Origin of the sequence: Synechococcus sp. GFB01, assembly GCF_001039265.1 — a bacterium.
Classification (GTDB): Bacteria; Cyanobacteriota; Cyanobacteriia; order PCC-6307; family Cyanobiaceae; genus NIES-981.
In genome coordinates, this window is record NZ_LFEK01000123.1 from 51257 (window position 1) to 71433 (window position 20177).

Here is a 20177-nt window from a genome sequence, read left to right on the forward strand (position 1 = left end):
AAGTGTTGCGGATGCGCTAGCTAGAAATGCGATATGCTGCCTTTGTGCTGTATGGTCGCATATTGATTGATCTTCTGCAGCTCGGTGTCTGCATGGTCTGTGGCTTAAGTGTCTAGTTGTTGTGTCTCACCAGGTTGTTCAGCTGAGAAGAAGGTGTGAGGTCGCCAGGGTCGCGGTGTCACCGCCCGTTCCAAGACCTCACCTCCCATGCATAGCCACCCACTGGCCCGACTGACGCCGATCAGCCGGGAACGCCTGATTCGTCGGCACCTCGATGAGGGCGTGCCGCTAAAGGCCCTTGCGGTGCAAGCCCGGATAGCTTGCGCAGTGCGTAACAAGTGGCTGGCGCGCTTCCCTGCTGGCGGCTTCGCGGCACTGGCGGATAGACGGAGTGTTCGCCGCACCCCGTGGCGGACGCTCGATCCGCAGCAACTGCAGCAGGCCATGAAGCTGAGGCACCAGCGCTGCACGCTCCGCCGGATCGCCAAGCCTCCCCAGGCGNNCTCTCGAAGGTCGGGCGTGTGATGAACGCTCTTGGGCTGGGCCGGCTCAGGAATCTGGAGCCCAAGAAGCCAGTGCAGCGCTACCAGTGGGAGCGCCCCGGCGACATGATCCATGTCGCGGTCGACGACGCCACCTGCCTGGCCTACGTCGAGGTGCTCGCCGATGAGCAGAAGGCCACGACCACCGGGTTCCTGGCCCGTGCAGTCGGATGGTTCTCCGAGCAGGGGATCACCTGCCGCCGGGTTCTCTCGGACAATGGCACAGCCTGCCGCTCAGGGGACTGGTGAAAAGAGTCTCAGGCACTGGATCTGAAACCGATCCGCACTGGGTCTACACGCCGAAGGCCAATGGCAAGGCGGAACGGTTCATCAAGACACTCTTGGGGGAGTGGTCCTATATCATCGCTTACCAGACATCGGACGACCGCAACCACTGGCTACCCGGCTAGCTGGGGATCTATAACGGCACAAGGTGCAATATGGCTCTCGGTGGCCTCAGCCCCCAGCAGTTCCTACAGCGGCTGCTGATCGCTGAATGACCTGATGAGAAAACACAGCTAGGCAGCGCAACGAAGCTTCATTCTGAGTTGATCGACGACTACTTTCAGCCGTTGCATCAGTGATTCGTACGATCCCGCTGCCGATTCACTAAGTCACCCGGCTGAGAGCGCAATTTCATCAGATATGCTCGGCGCAGCCGTAGTCATCTGTGTAGGGATTAGTGAACGGACAAGACCTCCCCAACCACCTCCAGGTCTGCACGCTCGAGAAGGGTACGCCGATCACGTTCTGCGAGCGTGGAGATCAAGCTTGCCGGGATCTGCTGTGGCCACAGATGCCCCCGCTTGTTCATGCAGTTCACCTGGAATACATTCCGTCGGTGTGGTGAACGTCTCCCGAGGTGCAGCGCCTGCGAGTCGAAGAAAATCAGGCTTCCGGCACGCCCATGGCACACCCGCTCCCGCCAGCCGAATCGCTGTTGCAGCAGTTCGACTTCCTCGTCGCTGAAGAAATTGTGTACCCGCCTGGCACGAGAGTAGAGCAAATGGTGGGAGCCGGCTAGCACGATGGTGGCGGGGCCATTGGCCGGAACGTCGGTGAGTAGCAGGAGGGCGTTCAGCTTGCGGCCGCGAGCGTCGTGATGCCACTGAGCGAAGCCCTCCCGCGTCGGGGCCGACGACTCGGTACGGGTCGCGATCATCGCCTGGTACAACCACCCCCTTCCAAGGTAGCTTTCTGCGATGGCCGTCAATGCCGGGAGCAGCAGAAACTGTGCATACGTAGGCGAAAACATCAGCGGATCGTGACTGCGGTAGATGTTCAGATCTCGCTGGAACTCGTGAACTCGGTAATCAATGATCCCGCCCGTCGAGCGTGGCTTCGTGCGCCACGTCCCCTGCAATGCAGGCATGCGCTCGATGAAGCGATCAAGATCGGCGACGGCTGCGGCTACGAGGGCGGTGGTTGCGGCTCCCTCAAGAACCGATACACCGTCCCGCTCCAGTTCCTGGACAACCCGCCCCAGTTCCGGATCGGCTTCGGGGCGCGGGCACCTGCGACGGCCATCCAACAGCTGCGGGAGCAGGTCGACCATCGCGCGCGGACGGGTGANGGGCCACGAGTGGATGTCGTGTTTCCAGAAGACACCATCAACGGGAGAAATCATCTCTTGANCCCTCTGAACTGCTGGGCAATTCGAGCTGCGGCACGTACCCATAGTTCTCCCATGCCCCACCAGGAACAGGGCGGATCCGGTCCAACATCCTTCAGGTAGCCGATCATCGTCGCCGTTGCGCTGATGATGTGCCTCGGCTTGGCCGACCACTGCGCATGAGTGCTCTCCGGATAATAGCGCTTCAGGTACTGCGAGCCGGGCTCTTCGGCCAACCCTCCCAGCAGGGATACTCCGAAGAGCCAGGCTCTTTCCGCAAAGATCAGATCGCGCGTGGGGCGAATGAGAAGGGCCGCCTCGAGTACCCGTCGCCGGCGGAACAGGCCTTTGAAGGCGCCGTCACATGAGCCGGTCCAGAACAGGTCAAGCGAATGCCGAAACGACCACTGCCCCGGGAAATGGACCGGACAGGTGTTCAGACGGTCGCGCTCTGGCAGGCGGCGCCCCGCGGCATCGATCGCGCGGGTGGGTGCGTAGGCCAGGATGACCGCCGGGTCCTGCCGCAGCCGCGCCACCAGCGGGTCAAGGCACCCGTCAGGGAAGAGATCGTCATGTGGCATCCAGCGAAAGAAGTCGCCTTGGGCCTCGCTCAGCAGAAAGTTCGCATGCTCAACCCAGTTCAGTCCGTCCCTGACCTGGATGAAACGGAAGCGGGCATCGCCCCGCCACTCGGCGGCGAGCTCATTGAACGCGTCGTCCAGACCGTGGCGGTCGGAGACGAGCACCTCAACGTCATCGCGATGGGCCAATGCCCTGCAGTTGGCCCGGAGGCCATCCAGGAAACGCCGCGACCGAAACAGCGGGATCCCTACGGTGACGAGGGGCCGGCTCACGACAGTAGCGCTTCGAGTTGACTCGCGAAGTACGGAGCGCTCGTGAACTTTCCGGTGTCCATGGAGAAATAGCCATCTGCAGCTGAGATGCCGATCTGATGTCGCTGGTGAAGTTTGCTGGCGGTATCGTCGATGTTGGAATCGCCCCACGAGAAGATCACGCCGCCATCTGCTGAGGCACCCCGCGTCTCTCCCAGCCCCGGAACGACATGGTCGAAGGCCGCAAGGGTGTTGTCCACGACGCTCGCTTGCTCACGTGCGCTCAGTGTGCCTGTCAGGGCAGCGTCCCATTCGGCGGGCGGCTTCAGCATCTGTGACCAGCCTGTCTGGCAACAGGGGTACCAGGAGAGGTAGAGCGAATCGTCGTCGGGGCGGGTGACCACGTCGCCAAAGGCTCCGAGAACGAACGTCATCGAGGGGATTCCCGCCAGAGCCTTCGGCGTGCGCCCTAGGACGCGATGCTTGAGGCGGTACACCCAGGGTTGGTTCGGTGTCAGTCCCAGTTGTGCATCGATCTCGAGGCGGCCGTCCCATAGCGCGTTGACGATGCAACCCGCATCTCGTGTCCATTGCTCGCCGCTTGTGGTGCACCCGCGAGCCGTGAACCCGTGGGCTTCGCGTGTCACCTCCCGCACGTTGTGGCCATAGAGCAGTTCGATCCGCGAGTCGTGTTCCAACGCGTCGTCAACGATCTGCCGGAAGCGGATCAGGTCGATCGAAACCTCTGGCGTGGCTACCGCCGTGGAAGCGAAGGCGGGGTTCAACCACCGTGGCAGAGGCTGCTCCTTCCAGAGGCAGTCGAGTCGCTCGCCGAGATAGTGGAGGGAACGGTCTGCAGCCTGAAGCTCGCGACAGCGGGCCTCTACCCGGCCATAGTGCTCGTATAGATGCGGCAACGGAATGAGGGTCTCATTCGCGACGACGTATGTGAAGGGCGTCGTGCGGAGCGTGGGCCAGTCGAATCCTCCGGGGATCCAGCGTTCCAGCAGCGGGGCGAACGAAAGAGCCGACCGGAGCATGAGGTCCGCCGTCCTGAAGCTGTCGTCGTTGGCGTAGACGTGGCCGAGGTGGATCTTGCCTTCATTGCGCAGGCTTGCCCTGTCCAGACAGCGTGCGGCCTGATCGACCAGGCAGACTTGATAGTTCCGTTGTGCGGCGACGAGAGCAGCGCAGGTGCCCTGAAGGCCCGCGCCGAGAACGACGATCCGCTCCCGCTGGTGCGTCACGGCCCGGCTCAAGAACGGTGGGCAACAGCGGCAGAGTCACCGTAATCGAAGCCCAGGGTAAGCATGGAGGGCCTGCGGCGGCAGGCATTATATCGCTCCATCAGTTCAGGGCTCTGGAGATATCTTCGGCTGCGGGTCGAATCCACCATTGCACAGAGCGCACTAATTTGTGAATTGGTGGTTTGGAGTTGAAGGAACGAACGAATTCGCATCAGCCACCCACCAGGATCCTCCAGAAGATCTTCGTACCGCAGGCCTAGGCGGCGCTGCTCAACAACCCGCTGGGTGTTCGCCAACCCCAGTTGCACATACTCCTCCCAAAGGCTGAACGCGTCTTCGAAGGCGAGGCCCCACGCGGCGTCCCTCAGTTGCCCGCGCTCGCGGGCGACCAGGCTCGTCGCGACGTCGACACCGTTCCTCGTGACGATGATGACACGCGCCTGGGGGAACAGGCTGAGCCACACTGGCAGGGTGAGGGTGTTGCGCGGGTCCTTCCATCCCCACCGCAGACCTCGGCAGGCTCCAAGCAACATACGCAGGGCCCAATGCTGTCCCCAGTAAGCCTGAAGCCACCCCCTGGAGTGGACTCGAGCCTTCAGGTGTTGGATCCAGCCGGAAGAAGGGCCCTCGACGAACTTGCGTGCGTGTTCAGGGCGGTCCCAGCGGGCATTGGCCATCTTCAGGAGCTCGTCATTGAGGGTAATGAAGTAGATCGACTCCGCATTCTCTTCGAGATCGGCACCCATGAAGACACCGAGCCCCTGCAGGAGATTGCTGACGAGAGTGGTGCCCGATCGGTGGCAACCCACCACGATGACTGGGGGCGGCAAGGTCGAAAGAAACATCCGAATCAGCAAGCGAAGCATAGGCCTGGCTAGGCCGACAGCACTACACAAACTTGCAACTCGAAACCGCAATGATACGGATGACTTGCCTGTGCATTCCTTATGGTTGACGTTCACGGGGGAGGGCGGGAAGCGCAAATAAGCATTCGGGTAATCTCAGGACAATAAATCTCAGGACAATAGAACTTTGAGCGACTCCTGAGTCCGGCAATTCCCTGTGATTCCCCCATTTCGGGAACATCGATCAGGGGGTTCCCAGGGGGAGTGGAGAAGCGGTGATGAACCTGTGCTCGTCATCGATCGGGCGATGTTAACAGACCATTGAATAGCGGAGCTCTCGGTTTTGTAGCCCTGCATTCTGAAGACCAGATCACACTGAAACTGCTGGGTTGAGATCAGGACCACTCGATGTCATCGCCGTCCAGCTCGAGCTTGTGAGTGCACAAGAAGCTCTCCATTACAGCATTGTCGCAGCAGCGGTTCCGAGCGAGGGGTTGGAAATCCTGCTGCAGCCGCCTCTCCACCACTTCACAGGCCCCGCTCCTCGCCTTGGGAAAGGGCCGGAACGCTTTGCGGGGGACTTGCCCTGAGGTCGGCACGGTTCATGAGCCTGGCGACGCGTTGCCGCCCAACTGTGGCCTGCACGGATAAGTTGGTGAGGCTGCCTGATCAGCGGCGGAGACTTCGTCTTTCCCGGCCGTCACCGCCCAAGCTGCCTCACGCCGCTGATCCTGAGCGTTAGGTGCCCATAGCGATGTCTCGACCTTTGCATCGAGGGCTTGAATGACGAGCTCCGGCTTGGCGGGGTGAGGTATTCACCAGCCTGGGGCCGGTTCCACTCAGAGTTGTGGGGTCAGGCCCGGCCGCTGTCGCCTCCCGCATCGGCCTGGATGAGCTGAGGCGATGGCTTGTTGGACTCCACCTGCTGCTGCCACAAGCTCCGATACAGCCCGCCCAGAGCAAGCAGTTCGCTGTGGCTGCCGCGCTCTACCACTCGGCCCTCCTGCAACACCAGGATCTGATCGGCCTTCACGATCGTGCTCAGCCGGTGCGCGATCACCAGCACCGTGTGGTTGCGCTCGAACCGCTCGATCGCTTCCTGCACCAGCCGCTCACTCGCCGAATCGANGGCGCTGGTGGCCTCATCGAGGATCAGCAGCTCTGGATCGCGCAGGATCGCTCGCGCCAGGCTGAGGCGCTGCCGCTGACCGCCGCTCAGCCGATAGCCACGCTCGCCCACCAGCGTGTCGTAGCCCTGGGGCAGGCTCTCGATGAAGCCCGCCGCCTGGGCTGCCTTGCAGGCTGTCTCGATCTGCCGGCGGCTCGCCCCAGGTGTGCCGAAGGCCACGTTCTCGGCGATCGTGGCGTTGAACAGGAACGTGTCCTGGCTCACAACCCCCAGCCGCTGCTGCCAGCTGGCTGGATCGAACTGCTGCAGTGGCGTGCCGTCGATCAGGATGCGCCCCGCGGAGGGCTCATAGAGACCGGTGAGCAGATCGGCGATCGAGCTCTTGCCCGCGCCGCTTGGGCCCACCAGTGCCACCATCCGGCCCCNGGGCAGGCTGAAGCTGATCTCCCGCAGTGCCGGCGGAAGCTCGGGCGCGTAGCGCAGGCTCACCGCCTCGAAGCGGATCTCCCGCTCGAGGGTCCGGAAGTGGATGCCGCCCTGCCGGCGGAAGTGCTTGCCCTGGCTTGAGAGGATCTGATTGAGGCGGTCGAGCAGGGCGCTGTTGGCTGCCAGCGTGCTGATGATGTTCGAGATGCCGCCCAGGCGCACGTTGAGGCGCTGCAGGGCCAGCACGAAGGTCACCAGGCTCGGCAGCACTCCGGTGCTGCGCCCGCCGAACAGCAGCAGGCTGAGGCTGGCGATCAGGGCGATCGCCAGCATCGGCAGCAGCGCGATGAAGGGCCCCATCACGGCCATGTGCCGCACCTGCCCCCGTTCGGCCTGCTCCAGAGTTTCGGAGAGGCCCTGCACGCGCCGGTCGGCGGCATCCAGCTGGCCGCTGCTGTGCAAGAGACGCAGGCCCTGGAAGTCTTCCGTGATCCGCATGCTCACCGCCACGCCGGCCTGGGTGACCGCGCCGGAGCCCCGCTGGATCCGCGGCAGCAGCTGTTTCTGGATCAGGGTGATCACCCCTGCGATCAGCGCCGCAGCGAGAAGCATCCAGGGCGACACGCCCACCAGCACCACCAGGTAGCTCGCGCACAGCAGCCCGTTCTGAATCAGGCCGGAAAGGGCATCGATCTGGGTGATGATCGCCTGCGGTCCCTGGTTGGCGTAGGCGGTGAGATCGCCCACCTTGTAGCCGCTGGCGCAGGGGAAGCTCAGACCCAGCACCTGGGAATGGATCCGCGCCGTGATCAGCGCCCGGCAGCGCGCCCCGAAGTACCCCCCGCTCACCCCACCGAGAAACATGCTGAGGCTCTGCAGCATCTGCAGCAGCACCGCCAGGGCCAGCAGGCCCTGAAACACCCACACGGATGGCAACCCATTGAGCCAGGCCGCCGCGGCCGGCCACCGGCCCAGCAGGGGATTGGCGCTCCAGTTGAAGGGCTGGTCTGCCGGTGCCGAGAGCACCTGCACCGCCAGGAACACCACCGCCAGGGTGAATCCTTCGCTGGCGGCTGCCACCAGGCTGCTGCCGAGGTTGAGCGCGATCAGCCGCCACTGCTGCCGGGCCGTCTGCCGGATCAGCCGCGCCGCCGGCTCCTGGCTGCGCAGGGGCCGCAGCAGCGGCCGCAGAGGCAAGCCCAGCAGGCGCCTGCCCGCACGGTGCATTGCAGAAGGCTGGGGGGTGGAGGTGGGAGTCAACGACGAGCTGCTGCTGGGCTGATGGCAGGTGCTGCCGGGCGTTCAGGGCAAGGCTGCCGAGGGGCGGCCACTGGTCACAACACGATTGAAGCTGCGGCAACCGGACGCGAGCGTTGGCTCGAGCGCCTCGGCGGCAACCGCAGGATCATTGCATGATCGTTCAGGCATCGAGGATCCGGCAATCCTGCGGCATGGCATGGCATAGCTCTTTCGATGGAGCGACCGCCGCCATGGGGTGCCTGCGCCGCTTCGGCGGGTCCCCTGTAGCGTTGCCCCCGATCTGGCCTCCTGGAGCGATGGTGGCGAAGCCCTCCATGCGGGCTGCGGCAGGGCTGCTGAGTCGGCCTGCCCTTCTTCTCTCCGCGGCCGCCGCCTACTCCACGGTCATCGCGTCACGCTGTTCGATCGCGTCGCTGAGCTGCATCGATCCCTACTGGATCGAGCACTGGTTGGTGGGTTACGGGGGCGGTGTGGTGCGACGCGGCTTGCTGGGCTGGCTGCATCTCCAGCTCGCCGGAGCGGAGGTGAACCTCCTTGCCCTCAATCTGTTCAGCTTCGGCGTGCTTCTCGGGCTGCTTCTGCTGCTTCACAGGGCGCTCCGCGCCATGCTCGGCCCAACCTCGGCCCTGGCCTTCTGGCTGTTTGCCCTGCTCACCCCTTTGGTGGGGGTGCTGCTCGAGACCCTCGGCGACCGCTGCAGCTGCTGCTGCTGCTCTTCGCCCTCTTGGCCCTCGCCCTGCCCGCTCAGCTGCCCACCGCCTGGCGGGCTGCCGGCGCTCTGCTGCTGATCCCCGCGATGGCGCTGCTGCACGAGGCGTCGCTGCTGCTGATCGCACCCGCCTTCCTGGTGATGGCGGCCCGGCCGGCAGAGCGGGGCTACTGGCGGCGCTTCCTCCGCCTGGTGGTGCTGGCGATTGCGCTGCTGGCAGGGGCCGGGCTGTTTGCCGTTTTCGGTGGCTTGCACAGCGCTCCGGCCCCCTCGCCCTCCGATCTGGTGGCCATTCACCCGCTCACCCAGGAGCGGCTGTTCCACTCGGGCAGTCTCGACGTTGGCGTTCTGGATCTCCTCCACGGCGTTCGCCAGAGCAGCTTCGCTGATCCGCGCAGCCTGCTGCTGTTCGTGCTCAAGCCGTTTCGCACCGGCCTGCTGCCGATCGCGGCCCTGTTGGCCCTGCTCACCCTGGCGCGCTCCGCCCCGGTTTCCAGGCTCGTGCCGCGCGTGTGGCTCAGCCTGGCACTCTGCTCGCTGCCCCTCTATGTGATCGCTGTCGACTGGGGAAGGTTCGCGGTCCACACCCTGCTGGTCACGATCCTGGTGGTGGGCCACGAGTGCCTGGTGGTGCCGATCGCGTCGCCGCCGGCCGATCGGTTTCCGCCGCCCGCCTGGGGCGTGTGCGGCGNCCTGCTGGTGCTGATCCTGCTGGGAGCCCCCAATGTCTATGGCTACCGGATCGATGGCCTGCCACTGCGCAACACCTATGCCCTGCTGGCGATGCTTCCCTTCCTGCTCGCTGCCGCCCCCCGGCTGTTGCAGCTGCGGCGGGATCCCGGCACTGCCGACCGGACCCTGCCCGAACGAAACTGATAGCTTGCCGTCTGCCGTGGCGCCAGCCCGCTGATGTCCGTCACGATCACGGGTGCGGGCGGCTTCATCGGCACCAACCTGGTTCTCGATCTCTGCCGGCGGGGCGTTCCCGTGCAGGCCTGCACCCGCCAGCCCGAGCGGTTCATGGCTTCCACGGCGGGGCTCGCGAGCCAGCCTCGCTGGTTCGGCGGTGAGCTCCCCAACCGGGAGCTGCTGGAAACCTGCATCGCTCCCGGCGCTGTGGTGATCCACCTGGCCACCCCGCCTGGCATCGTCAACGGCCTCACCCATCCACACGACATGGGGCGGGTGCTCCGCCATGCGGCTGATCTGGCCACGCAGATGGCAGAGCTGTGCCTGGAGCGTGGGGCCCGCCTGATCAGCTTCTCCTCCGGTGGGCTGCTCTACAGCGAGTCGGCAGCCAGGCCATGCCGCGAGGAGGATCCGCTCGACCCCTCCACCGCCTACGGCCTGGTGAAGCTCTGCGAGGAATCCATCTATGCCTTTTACCGCCGGGTGCATGGCCTGCGCGTCACGAGTCTGCGGGTGGCCAATCCCTACGGTCCCGGGCAGCTGGCCGTGAAGGGCCAGGGGGTGATCGGCGCCTGGGTGCGTGATGCTCTGCAGCGCGGGCGGATCGAGCTCTGGTCGCCACCCTCCACACAACGCGACTTCATCTATATCGCCGATCTCTGCGATCTGATTCGTCAGTTGGTTGAGAGCCACGATCTCCCGGATGCCGTCTACAACGTGTCGGGCGGTGCCGCCGTGAGCCTCGGCGAGGTGGCCGCGACCCTGCAGTCGCTCGGTCCACACCCCCTCGAGGTGGTTCAGAAGGATGTGGGCGTGGCCTTCCGCCCCATCTCGTGCCTCGATGGGTCGCGCCTGGCGGCCGCGACCGGCTGGTCTGCCACCACGCCGCTCCAGCAGGGCATCGGCCTCACCCTCGAGTGGGCCCGGGCCCACTATCGCTGATCCACCAGCGCATCGAGGGCGTCGTAGAGCGCCGGATCGGCATCCAGGCTCAGCTTGCGGGCGAAGTGGGCGGGGCTGGCAGCGAGTGCGGGCAGATCCTCGATCGTGAGGGTGAGTGGGTGCGAGGCTTTGTTGCCGCTCCAGGCCACATGGCGCCAGGTGTTGCCGCTGGAGCGGTAGCCGGAATTGCCCACGATCGTATGGAAATACGACTCATCGGAAAAGAGCAGCCGTGAATAGTGGCCGGCCAGCTTCGGGGCACTCTCGTGGAAGTTCAGGATTGCGCGCGCCACATGATCACGGGCCGAAAACCACTGCGATCCGGCATAGCACTCAAAACCATCATGAAACGGGGTCTGTCTGCGTTTCAGCCAGTTCCGGTTGATGCGGCGCTGACTCAGCACGATCCCTCGCCGGCTCAACCTCGGCAGCGTGAGGCAGCCCGGCAGGTAGCGATCCGCGCACATCCTCTGCCAGCTCTGTGGCTCGGCCGATTCACTGATCCGATGCAGGTCGATGTGCGCATCGAAGCCACCCTGCTCGAGATCGCTGAGCATCACCGCCGCCGGTTTGATCGGATAGTCGCAACCGCTCAGCAGCGTGAACCAGCGCGGACCACCGGTGTTGTCATACAACATCCTGAGCGCCTTGATGGTGCCTTCCACCACGCCGAAGGTGGCCCAGCCGGTGTCACAGTGACCGGCCACGAAGCGCACGTTGCCGGGGAAAAGGCTGGTGTCCAGGTCGCATTTGCCGAAGTCGTGGTGAAACACGATCGGCGGGTCGCCGAACAGCGAATTGAGCCGCGTGGCCAGCCGCAGCAGCTGCTGTGGTGTTTTGTAGGTGACCACAACAAACCCGATCTCACGGCTCATCGCTCAGTCTCGGGTTGATGGATGCGTTCTGAGGTGCGGTTGTTGTTGTGCGAGCATGGCTCGCTGGAACTGGCATTCAGGAATCACCTTACTGCAGTTGCATGATCATCGCCGAACACAAGGGCCGACTCGGCAATCAGCTCTTCCAGCTTGCCGGGATCACGCGGCTGGCCCGCCCCGGTGAACGCATCATCCTGCTCGGGTACGAGGATCTGCAGCGCTTTCTTCACACCGCCCCTGAGGTGTCCTATGTGAATTCCCGCCAGCAGATCCGTTATCGCCTGCTCACCCGGCTGCTGGAAGCCACCCCGGGGCTGCCCGCAGCGCTGCGTGGCATCGCCTTCCGGGAATTCCGCGAGGATGAGAGCACCGGCGCGCTGCGTTCGCTGGCGGGGTCATCGCCCTGGTTCGACCTCACCCTGGTGCGCCATTCCTGGTTCCTCGCCCACGGTCTGATCGCTACACCGGTGCTGGCCCATGCCAGGCTGCGCGAGCCGTGGCCCGGCCAGGCTGAGCACTGGTTCGGGGAGCGGGGTCTCGAGCCGCAGCGCTGCGCCTTCGTGCATGTGCGGCGGGGCGACTACTGCCACTACCCCAGTGAGAGCCATCCGGCCGTGCTGCCGCGGCGCTACTTCCTCGAGGCCATGGCACGCCTGCGTGAGCANGGGTTCGCCACGTTCCTGTTCTGCAGCGACGACTGGCCCTATCTGCTCGATGCCTTCCCCGATCTCGACCCCCGCCAGCTGATCGATGCCGGCCCGGAGCTCACCCTGGCCGTGATGGCCCGCTGCGGCTCTGGCATCCTCTCGGCCAGCACCTTCTCCTGGGCTGCGGCCCTGCTCGGCGCCGCCGGAAAGCCGCCAGGCACCTACATCGCTCCGCGCTACTGGCTCGGCTACCGCCAGCGCGCCTGGTACCCCTATCCGGCCGTGCAGAGCCCCCACCTCACCTATCACGACTTCTCGGTGATCGACGCTGAGCAACCGCTCAGCGGCCGATCAGGGCCTTCAGGCCGCTGGTGAAGGCGGAGCGGGGATTGATCAGCAGGAAATCCTGGCTGCAGCAGTGCTTCGTGTAGGCGAACAGAGCCATCAGCAGCGCCAGGCCCACCCCGGCCGTGCGGAGCGCCGTGCCGGCTCCCGCCGCCTCACCGGACCGCCCAGGCGCCGCCGGCTCTCCCACCACCGCAAGCCGCGGCGCGAACAGGTGCTCGCCCCACAGCAGGATCAGGCAGGCGCAGCTGGCGGCCGTGGCCAGCCAGCGGCCGTAGTCGGTCGACACGGCGTAGAGCGGCACGGTGGGCAGCAGGCAGCCGGCGGCCACGAGCAGGGAGCGACGCCGCAGCCGCCGGCGGCTGCCGAGGCCGGCCATCAGTTCGGGCAGCACCGCGCCGAACAGGGCCCCCAGATACAGAAGCATCAGCAGCACCCGGCGGTACTGCCGCCAGTCGCCCCCCCAGGTCTGCGGCAGCTCGCCCACGTAGTTCTCGGGGTTCGTGACCGCATCGAAGGCCGGCTGCAGCGGAGCGCAGATCATGGCGGCATCCAGATCCTTCCAGGCCATGCACATCGCCTCAACCGCCGCCTGCGACGGCACCGAACCCCACACGGCGATCGCGAGCATGGCGAGCAGGGCCGGTGCGCTGGACAGCCCCAGCCGCAGCAGCGCCCGGCGCCTGCTGATGCCGCGGCGGCGCAGTCCCAGCCAGCCGATGATCAGAAACACCGGCGCGGCGAAGAAGAACAGGGCCTCATGGGTGAGGCTGAGCAGAGCCAGGCCGATGCCGCCGCCGGCCAGCAGGATCCCCGGCATGGCCCGCGCGCGCAGACGTGTGAGCGCCAGCAGCGCCAGGGTGAACAGCAGCGCCAGCACGTCCTTGCGGGCCACCGCGTTGGCATCCCAGAACAGGAACATCGGGTAGAACACCGGCGCGTAGGCCGCCGCCACGGCCACCGGCAGCCGGGCCGTCAGCAGCCTGGGCAGCGTGGCCAGCGCGTAGCCCCAGGCGCTGAGGCCGGTGAGCAGCAGCGCCCAGGCCCCCAGGTCGAGCCCCCCCAGGCCGCGGGCCACCGCCAGCAGGATCTCGCCGGACAACCCCCGCCGGGCGAAGCCACCCTGGTAGTTGATCATCCACTCGTTCACCTGGTAGGCATTGCCATCCAGCAGCTGGTGGTAGTTGACCACCGCCTGGGTGGCCAGCACGGCGGGGATCAGCAGGATCAGGGCCTTCAGCACGGTCCAGAGCCCGGCCACGGCACCCTTCGGCCTGGCGTTCACGGCGGCGGGCAGGGGCATCGGCAGGGCGAGCGCCGCGGGGGGCTCGGGATCGGCGCCGATCGTACGGGAGATTCACGGGGCTGACCGCCGGCTGAGCGATCGCCGGCCGCCGTTGCCCGGTAAACTCCCCGCGCAGACGGGGTCGGACGCTGAGCCGCACGCTTCGCTCCATCCCCTGGCTGCCCTTGCTCGGGATCCTCCTGGTGGCCCTGCTGCTGCTGGGCTACGCCAGGCTCGATCCCGCTGAGCAGCAGCTGCTGGGCCGCAGCCTGCTGCGCCTGCTCCCCTGGCTGCCGCTCCTCTACGCCCTGGTGGCTCTCGCCTATGCCGCGCGCTACTGGCGCTGGCGGGTGCTGCTCGGCGCCGCAGGCATCGGCCGGCCCGGCTGGCCGGATGCCCTCGGCTGGTTCCGCGGCTTCGCGCTCACCGCCACCCCGCCAAGCTGGGCGAGCTCGGCCGGGTGGAGCTGCTGCACCGGGAACTGGGCTATCCCCGTCCGCCNTCGGCCTCGACCGCTATGGCGCTGTTGAGGCGTCACGAACCGGATGGCACTGTGGCGGTGCRGSRGGTGGTTGTACTAGTTGTTCTGTCTCAGCAGGTTGCTCAGTGACAAGGGTGTGAGGCCGCTAGAGCTTGAGGTGCGACCCACCAACCCAGGCCTCACGCACCCATGCAGAGCCACTCCAATGCACGTCTTACCTAGAAGGGCCCCCTCCAGCTGGTGATCCAGCACTTGGAGAACGGCCGCAGCCTGGCCGAGCTGGCCGCTGAGAGCTTGATCAGCCTCCGCTGCGCTTACCGCTGGCTGCCCCGCTCCCGTTCAGGCGGTCCATACTCTCTGGCGGATCGAAGGAGTATCCGCAGACTAACCTAGCAAGAGACAACACCTAGGATTCCTACTTGATACCATCCTTGGATTTAGGCTAATGCGAAACCGAAGAATCTGCGATAAAGATAAAGCCCTAGTCTTGTAGAAATTGCCTTGAGTGCCACTCTAATTATCACAATCTTGGCAAGTGAGTGAGCCTTTCTGGTTTCAAGGCTTGCTTGATCAAGAGCTGTATAGTGGTTAAGCGAGAATAGTTTTGCTTCAATGTTACTCCTCGCCGCCTTTGAGTCATTCTTTGATAATGTGTAAGCAAACCTTGAAAAGTTAAGGAGAGGGTAGAACCAGTGAGCCAGTCTGCTCCTAAACATGCTATATCTAGATTCACTGTAACTCATTCCGTTATCTGAAAATATAGTTAGCGCGTCAGGAGACCTAAGTATGTCTCCTCTTTGGGCTAAGAAACAAATGAATATCCAGTCGCCTGCAAGGCATTCTAAGAGTTCGAAGTTAAAGTCATCGCATAATTCTCTGTGCATTAAGGAGTAGAAAAGAGCATTCGAGTGAAAGGAATTGTCAATAAACTGCTTTAATCTTTCAGATTTCGAGCCCGCTAGCGTAAAAGTGTTGATTTGGTTGCGCCCAATAAACTTGTCAAAGCTTGTTGCGGCCACGCATGATTTGTGCGATTCAAGTAGTTTCACGCATTCACCTAAAAAATTGGGTGAACGCCAGTCATCTGCGGCTGCCCACATGAAATACTTGCCCCTGCTCAAACTCAACACATATTCAAAATTCTTATAGGCTCCGATGTTGCGCGGTTGCCTAAAGTAACGTATCCTCGAGTCTTTGGCCATGTATTCTTTAATTATCTCTGGCGTTCGGTCTGTCGAATGGTTGTCTGATATGTGTATCTCAAAGTCAGTGAACTCTTGCTCCAGTATTGAGTCAAGTGCGTAACTAATTGTGTACTCGCCGTTAAAAACGGGCATACCTATGCTAACTACTGGCATGCTTTGGTTCATGCTAATCGTGTGGTGCTGTACTTATTTCTATTGTGGCAACCGTTTAAGAAAACCATGCGGTGCGACGCTGATTAGCAACTTGTTATCAATATTCTTATTGATCTCAAACTCGGAATGGTTCTTCAGCCACTGATGCACGGCTGTTTTGGGGTTGTTCCCAACATCCCACGGGCGGTCGGGAAATGAACCTTCTGATAAGTCTTCGATAACGGTATCATATACAATGCAGTAGCTACCGATCGACACAAGATCGGCGTAAGCATCAAGCTCGGCTAGAACATGGTCGTGCGTATGATTGGAATCTAAACAGACCAATACACGCTCTGCGCCCCCGGCATGACAACGCACTTGCTTGATGATTTCAGAGTCGATTGAAGATCCTTGAATTAGCTCCAACTTGAACCGAAGAGGATGTTCGTTGAGGGCTTTCCGGTTGTGTGGCCTGATTTCGATGTCCACGCCAACGACTTTGCGGTGTGACTGGCGGGGGTCCAGCCCTTCCATTATATCGAGAAGGCACAACAGGGAAGCTGAAAGCACAAGGGAGCCGCCGTGAGCGATGCCAGTCTCAAGAATCACATCCGGCTTTACATCAAAAACAATCTCTTGGAAGGCAACAACATCCTGGGGGTACTGGATGATGGGCCTCCCAAGCCAGGTAAAGTTGTAGGAATAACGCAACTCATGGCTTCGTGCAAAGAATTCTCCAGCAGGCTTGGTGATGGTTGGATCAGATGCCTGCGTATTCGCTCTCTCAATTGCTTGCTCAAAGTGCGCCTGGATTGGGTCGTTACTCATTGTTCAATCTGTTGGGAGCGGTGAAGACCCTGAAGCTTCTCCATATTAGCCCAGAAGGCCAATGGCTCATCAGTTCGATCTGGACGGGCTCCTCTCTTGAGCTGAATACATCCGCCATGGGCTACAACAGCTTCCTCGACCATTTCGAAGACTGAGCGGGGCATTCCTGTGCCTCCATTGTAGACGCCAAATGCATCCTGATGAGTTGCTAATGTCAGCAGCTGCTCGGCTACGTCTTCAACTGGAATGAAATCCCGAAGCTGGCGACCAGAGCCCATTGGAAATACCTTGTCTCCATTCTCCAGAGCCTTATGAAGGGAAGGTACAAGTGACTTTGGGTTCTGCCCTTGTCCATAAGGATAAAAAATCCTAAGCCAGCACCACTCCACTTTGTGTTCGTCGCATCGATTAGCAATTACTCGGCGTAGGCTGTCCTTGGCAATAGCGTAGCAATTGGCGGGGTCAGTGAGTTGATCTTCCTTTAACCCGCCGTTCTGCAGGCCATATTCATAACAAGTACCAGCGGCCACAAGGCGTTGCAGGCCGGCTGCCAACAATCGCTCTACCAGTTCAATACAGGCCGGCAAATTATGGGTCACATGAAAGGGCTTTTGATAATTGGGAAGGCCAGGCCAGCTCAGTAGTATGACGTGGGTAGGCTGATGGCTAAGTAGTTTCTGCCAGCTGGATGGATTTAACAGGTCGAAGTGGTGATCATGATCGGAAGAGCGGTGGCTCCAGCAATGCAATGGCAGATTATAGGCTTGCCGTTGAACAGCGCTGCCAATGAAGCCTCCACTTCCTAGCAAATGGATTGTTGTCACTTATTGAGAAAAGCAATCACAATTCATTGATTGGACGCATTCGCCGCAGCTCGGGAATCGCCGTCACCAGTTCAATGTCCGCAAGCTGATGGCTGATCTCGTCGATCAGATTCCAGGGCAGTACCAGCAGGGCCTCGGCTTCCTCTATGGCGAGTTGTTCGGGGCTGATCACAGGGATGTGGCTGCCTGGCAGCATCTTGCCCTGCTTGCTGGAAGCACGGTCGGCCACGGCGGGCAGTAGATCGGCACGGATGCCGGCGTAGTTCAGCAGTGTGTTGCCCTTGGCGGCTGCCCCATAGCCCAGGATGCGCCGCCCATCTCGTCGGGCATGAAGCAGAAACTCCAGCAACTCGTGCTTCGCCGCTTCGGCTCGCACCTGGAACCCGGTGTACGCTGTCAGCGTTTCAAGTCCTGCGGCTGATTCGTTCGCAAGCACTGCCGAAACCGGCGTTGAGGCCTCAGCCGTGCCAATGTGGGCCAGCCACACCCGGAGGCTGCCGCCATGGGTGGGTAGCTCCTCAACATCCACCACTTCAAGGCCAACTGAGCCAGCGATCCGCTGCACGGTACGCAGACTCAGGTAGCTGTAGTGCTCATGATAGATCGTGTCGAACTGGTTGCCGGCCAGCAGCCGAAGTAGGTGGGGAAACTCGATCGAGGCGCGGCCAGTTMGAGCACCGGTCTCAGCACCGGACCCCACCTCCACTTCGAGTTGCGCCTGCCACAGGATGGCGGTTGGGTGGCCGTCGATCCCGGCGACCTGGATCCAGGACCCGGCGAGAGCGGCAGCGATGCCATCGCACTGCTGATGGGTCAGCTGCTCAGCAGCCTCGAGCGCCCCGCCCCCAGGGCGGGCTGAGGGTGTCCGCCCTGGTCACGGCAGGAGGCCGACGACCCCGTCTCCCGCTCAGTCCAGAACCCGGCCGTCGCGGAAGTGCACGATCCGCTCGGCGCGGGCTGCCACGTCGTCCTCGTGGGTCACCATCACCACCGTCATGCCGGAACGGTGCAGATCCTCGAAGATGTTCAGCACTTCCGCCGTGGTGCGTGAATCGAGAGCGCCGGTCGGCTCATCGGCCAGCAGCATGGCCGGATGGTTGATGATTGCCCGCGCGATCGCCACCCGCTGCTGCTGACCGCCGGAGAGCTGGTTGGGTTTGTTGTGCAGCCGCTGTGCGAGCCCGACCCGGGCCAGGGCTGTTTCAGCGCGCTGTCGCCGCTCGGCGGCCGGCACCCCGGCATAGACCATGGGAAGCATCACGTTCTCCAGGGCCGTGAGCTGGGGCAGCAGATGAAACTGCTGAAACACGAAGCCCAGCTCCCGGTTGCGCAGATCGGCGAGCTGGTCGTCGTTGAGCGTTTCGACCGGCGTTCCGTTGAGCCGGTAGCTGCCGCCGCTCGGCCGGTCCAGGCAGCCGAGGATGTTCATCGCCGTGCTCTTGCCGGAGCCCGACGCCCCCATGACCGCCAGATAGTCACCCCGCTGGACCGAGAGGCTGAGCTGGTCGAGGGCCTTCACTGCGGTCTCACCGCTGCCGTAGACCTTGTCGACCTGGATCAGCTCCGCGACCGGTTGCCTCAAGGCTTCAGCTCAGAGCCGCCTGCAGGATCGGGGTGCCGGCCACGGCGTCGCTGGCCCATGTGAACAGGGGGCTGGAGAGGATGCCGCCGATCGCGGTGACGATCACGCATCCCACCAGCGCGGCTCGCAGGGGGGGCAGGCCCGGCAACGACCAGTTGATCGGGGGGTAGGCCTTGACCACGTCGGAGGCTTCCTGCGGCTCCTTGACCACCATCATCTTGATCACCGAGATGTAGTAGTAGATCGACACCACTGAGGTGATCAGCCCCACGACTACCAGCAGGTAATGGCCGTCGGCCCAGCCGGCGAAGAACAGGTAGATCTTGCCGAAGAAGCCCAGCATCGGCGGGATGCCGCCCAGCGAAAGCAGGCAGAGGCTCAGGCCCAGGGTGATCAGCGGATCCTTCTGGTACAGGCCGGCGTAATCGCTGATCCGGTCGGAACCGGTGCGCAGTGAGAAGAGAATGATGCAGGCGAAGGCGCCCAGATTCATGAACAGGTAGGCGGCCATGTAGAGAACCATGGCGGCATAGCCGTCTTCAGTGCCGCACACCAGACCGATCATCACGAAGCCAGCCTGGCCGATTGAGCTGTAGGCCAGCATCCGCTTCATCGAGGTCTGAGCGAGGGCCACCACGTTGCCGAGCACCATGCTGAGAATCGCCAGCACGGTGAAGAGCAGTTTCCACTGGGCATCGAAGCTCTCGAAGCAGCCCACCAGGATGCGCAGCGCCAGGGCGAAGCCCGCGGCCTTCGATCCCACTGACAGGAAGGCCACCACGGGTGTGGGCGAGCCCTCGTAGACGTCGGGGGTCCACTGGTGGAAGGGCACCGCGGCGATCTTGAAGGCCACGGTGGACAGGACGAACACCAGCGACAGGGCGGCGACCGGCGCGGCGCTGGTCTGGAGCGCCACCGCCACCGCTGCCAGGTCGGTGGCTCCGCCGGTGAGGCCGTAGAGCAGCGAGGCCCCGTAGAGGAAGACGGCGGCGGCTGCCGATCCCACCAGGAGATATTTGAGGGCCGCCTCGGAACTGCGGGCGTCGCGCTTCATGTAGCCCGACAGCAGATAGCTGGCGACCGAAAGGGTCTCCAGCGATACGAAGATGCTCACCAGGTCGGTGGCACCGCAGAGGAACATCGCCCCGAGGGTGGCCGCCAGGAGGATCGCCGCGTATTCACCCACCGGCGTGCCGCTGCGTTCCACGTAGCGCCAGCTGAGCAGCAGCGAGATCAGGGTGGAGGCCGCCACCACGGCCCGGAAGGCGATGGCGAGATTGTCGGCCAGGAAGGATCCCAGGAAGGAGGGCTCCAGCTGGGCGTTGTTCCACTGCAGCGCCAGCAGGGCAAGGGCTCCGCCGAGGCCGGCGTAGCAGAAGGGCGGCACCCAGCGGCTGGCGGCTTCCTCGCCGGCCAGATCGACCAGCAGGCAGGCCACCAGAGCCAGCAGCACGGCAGCTTCGGGCAGGATCGCTGCCGCGTTGAGCTGCAGATTCAGTCCGGCGGTGCCGGCGGC

At 63.2% G+C, this 20177-nt stretch carries 19 protein-coding genes and 1 pseudogene; 7 read left to right on the forward strand and 13 right to left on the reverse strand.

Annotated features, from left to right (window positions below; translation table 11 throughout):
• The first annotated feature begins 207 nt into the window (after window positions 1-207).
• Window positions 208-525: a leucine zipper domain-containing protein gene (locus SYNGFB01_RS15785; protein WP_235300157.1), complete on the forward strand. Its 318-nt coding sequence runs from the start codon at window positions 208-210 to the stop codon at window positions 523-525.
• On the forward strand, window positions 525-791 hold the full coding sequence (locus SYNGFB01_RS15790; RefSeq protein ID WP_235300158.1) for a DDE-type integrase/transposase/recombinase: 267 nt from the start codon (window positions 525-527) through the stop codon (window positions 789-791). The genes SYNGFB01_RS15785 and SYNGFB01_RS15790 overlap by 1 nt, the downstream gene beginning before the upstream one ends.
• Before the next feature lie 430 nt (window positions 792-1221).
• On the opposite strand, the gene SYNGFB01_RS12040 is transcribed toward SYNGFB01_RS15790, so the two are convergent.
• The 5 genes from SYNGFB01_RS12040 to SYNGFB01_RS12060 form a co-directional block, all read right to left on the reverse strand.
• Entirely contained in the window at window positions 1222-2097 is an 876-nt protein-coding gene (locus tag SYNGFB01_RS12040) for a phytanoyl-CoA dioxygenase family protein (RefSeq protein WP_235300159.1), read from the reverse strand.
• A gap of 68 nt (window positions 2098-2165) precedes the next feature.
• Complete coding sequence (locus SYNGFB01_RS12045) at window positions 2166-3008, reverse strand: glycosyltransferase family A protein (RefSeq protein WP_048018219.1); 843 nt, start codon at window positions 3006-3008, stop codon at window positions 2166-2168.
• On the reverse strand, window positions 3005-4234 hold the full coding sequence (locus SYNGFB01_RS12050; RefSeq protein WP_235300160.1) for an FAD-dependent oxidoreductase: 1230 nt from the start codon (window positions 4232-4234) through the stop codon (window positions 3005-3007). The genes SYNGFB01_RS12045 and SYNGFB01_RS12050 overlap by 4 nt, the downstream gene beginning before the upstream one ends.
• 8 nt (window positions 4235-4242) lie before the next feature.
• The gene (locus SYNGFB01_RS12695; RefSeq protein WP_161795900.1) at window positions 4243-5079 is read right to left on the reverse strand and encodes a sulfotransferase; all 837 of its coding nucleotides are present in this window, start codon (window positions 5077-5079) and stop codon (window positions 4243-4245) included.
• Between the two features lie 853 nt (window positions 5080-5932).
• Window positions 5933-7894 carry an ABC transporter ATP-binding protein gene (locus SYNGFB01_RS12060; RefSeq protein WP_235300161.1) on the reverse strand — a complete coding sequence of 654 codons (1962 nt, stop codon included), beginning with the start codon at window positions 7892-7894 and terminating at the stop codon, window positions 5933-5935.
• 299 nt (window positions 7895-8193) lie between these two features.
• On the opposite strand from SYNGFB01_RS12060, the gene SYNGFB01_RS12065 reads away from it, so the two are divergent.
• Both SYNGFB01_RS12065 and SYNGFB01_RS12075 read left to right on the forward strand, forming a co-directional pair.
• The gene (locus SYNGFB01_RS12065) at window positions 8194-8682 is read left to right on the forward strand and encodes a hypothetical protein (RefSeq protein ID WP_152669651.1); all 489 of its coding nucleotides are present in this window, start codon (window positions 8194-8196) and stop codon (window positions 8680-8682) included.
• Window positions 8683-9512: 830 nt separating this feature from the next.
• The gene (locus SYNGFB01_RS12075) at window positions 9513-10454 is read left to right on the forward strand and encodes an NAD-dependent epimerase/dehydratase family protein (protein ID WP_048018223.1); all 942 of its coding nucleotides are present in this window, start codon (window positions 9513-9515) and stop codon (window positions 10452-10454) included.
• Here SYNGFB01_RS12075 and SYNGFB01_RS12080 read toward each other — a convergent pair.
• On the reverse strand, window positions 10445-11329 hold the full coding sequence (locus SYNGFB01_RS12080) for a beta-1,6-N-acetylglucosaminyltransferase (RefSeq protein WP_048018224.1): 885 nt from the start codon (window positions 11327-11329) through the stop codon (window positions 10445-10447). The two genes, SYNGFB01_RS12075 and SYNGFB01_RS12080, sit on opposite strands and share 10 nt — an antisense overlap.
• Before the next feature lie 101 nt (window positions 11330-11430).
• On the opposite strand from SYNGFB01_RS12080, the gene SYNGFB01_RS12085 reads away from it, so the two are divergent.
• Complete coding sequence (locus tag SYNGFB01_RS12085; protein WP_048018225.1) at window positions 11431-12351, forward strand: alpha-1,2-fucosyltransferase; 921 nt, start codon at window positions 11431-11433, stop codon at window positions 12349-12351.
• Here the strand turns inward: SYNGFB01_RS12085 and SYNGFB01_RS12090 are convergent.
• Complete coding sequence (locus SYNGFB01_RS12090; RefSeq protein ID WP_048018226.1) at window positions 12317-13624, reverse strand: hypothetical protein; 1308 nt, start codon at window positions 13622-13624, stop codon at window positions 12317-12319. The genes SYNGFB01_RS12085 and SYNGFB01_RS12090 overlap by 35 nt on opposite strands.
• A 703-nt stretch (window positions 13625-14327) precedes the next feature.
• Here SYNGFB01_RS12090 and SYNGFB01_RS16570 point away from each other — a divergent pair.
• Window positions 14328-14480, forward strand: a complete 153-nt coding sequence (locus SYNGFB01_RS16570; RefSeq protein WP_161795899.1) for a helix-turn-helix domain-containing protein — start codon at window positions 14328-14330, stop codon at window positions 14478-14480.
• 44 nt (window positions 14481-14524) lie between these two features.
• Here SYNGFB01_RS16570 and SYNGFB01_RS13540 read toward each other — a convergent pair whose 3' ends face one another.
• Genes SYNGFB01_RS13540 through SYNGFB01_RS13905 form a run of 4 tightly spaced genes read right to left on the reverse strand, consistent with a single transcriptional unit; the run spans window position 14525 to window position 17785 of the window.
• On the reverse strand, window positions 14525-15424 hold the full coding sequence (locus tag SYNGFB01_RS13540) for a glycosyltransferase family 2 protein (protein ID WP_072061632.1): 900 nt from the start codon (window positions 15422-15424) through the stop codon (window positions 14525-14527).
• A gap of 60 nt (window positions 15425-15484) precedes the next feature.
• Entirely contained in the window at window positions 15485-16255 is a 771-nt protein-coding gene (locus SYNGFB01_RS13545; RefSeq protein WP_072061633.1) for a cephalosporin hydroxylase family protein, read from the reverse strand.
• Window positions 16252-17079, reverse strand: a complete 828-nt coding sequence (locus tag SYNGFB01_RS13550; RefSeq protein ID WP_082326033.1) for an NAD(P)-dependent oxidoreductase — start codon at window positions 17077-17079, stop codon at window positions 16252-16254. Before SYNGFB01_RS13550 ends, SYNGFB01_RS13545 begins: the two co-directional genes overlap by 4 nt.
• Before the next feature lie 16 nt (window positions 17080-17095).
• Entirely contained in the window at window positions 17096-17785 is a 690-nt protein-coding gene (locus tag SYNGFB01_RS13905) for a methyltransferase C-terminal domain-containing protein (protein WP_053068486.1), read from the reverse strand.
• On the opposite strand from SYNGFB01_RS13905, the pseudogene SYNGFB01_RS14455 reads away from it, so the two are divergent.
• Window positions 17753-17938, forward strand: a pseudogene (locus tag SYNGFB01_RS14455) (M23 family peptidase); the annotation flags it as partial. The gene SYNGFB01_RS13905 and the pseudogene SYNGFB01_RS14455 overlap by 33 nt on opposite strands.
• A 48-nt stretch (window positions 17939-17986) precedes the next feature.
• Here SYNGFB01_RS14455 and SYNGFB01_RS12105 read toward each other — a convergent pair.
• Together SYNGFB01_RS12105 and SYNGFB01_RS12110 are read right to left on the reverse strand one after the other, a co-directional pair.
• Window positions 17987-18661, reverse strand: coding sequence for an ABC transporter ATP-binding protein (locus SYNGFB01_RS12105; protein ID WP_048018228.1), 675 nt, complete (start codon window positions 18659-18661; stop codon window positions 17987-17989).
• Between the two features lie 4 nt (window positions 18662-18665).
• Window positions 18666-20159, reverse strand: coding sequence for an NAD(P)H-quinone oxidoreductase subunit N (locus SYNGFB01_RS12110; protein ID WP_152669654.1), 1494 nt, complete (start codon window positions 20157-20159; stop codon window positions 18666-18668).
• Window positions 20160-20177 lie beyond the last annotated feature (18 nt).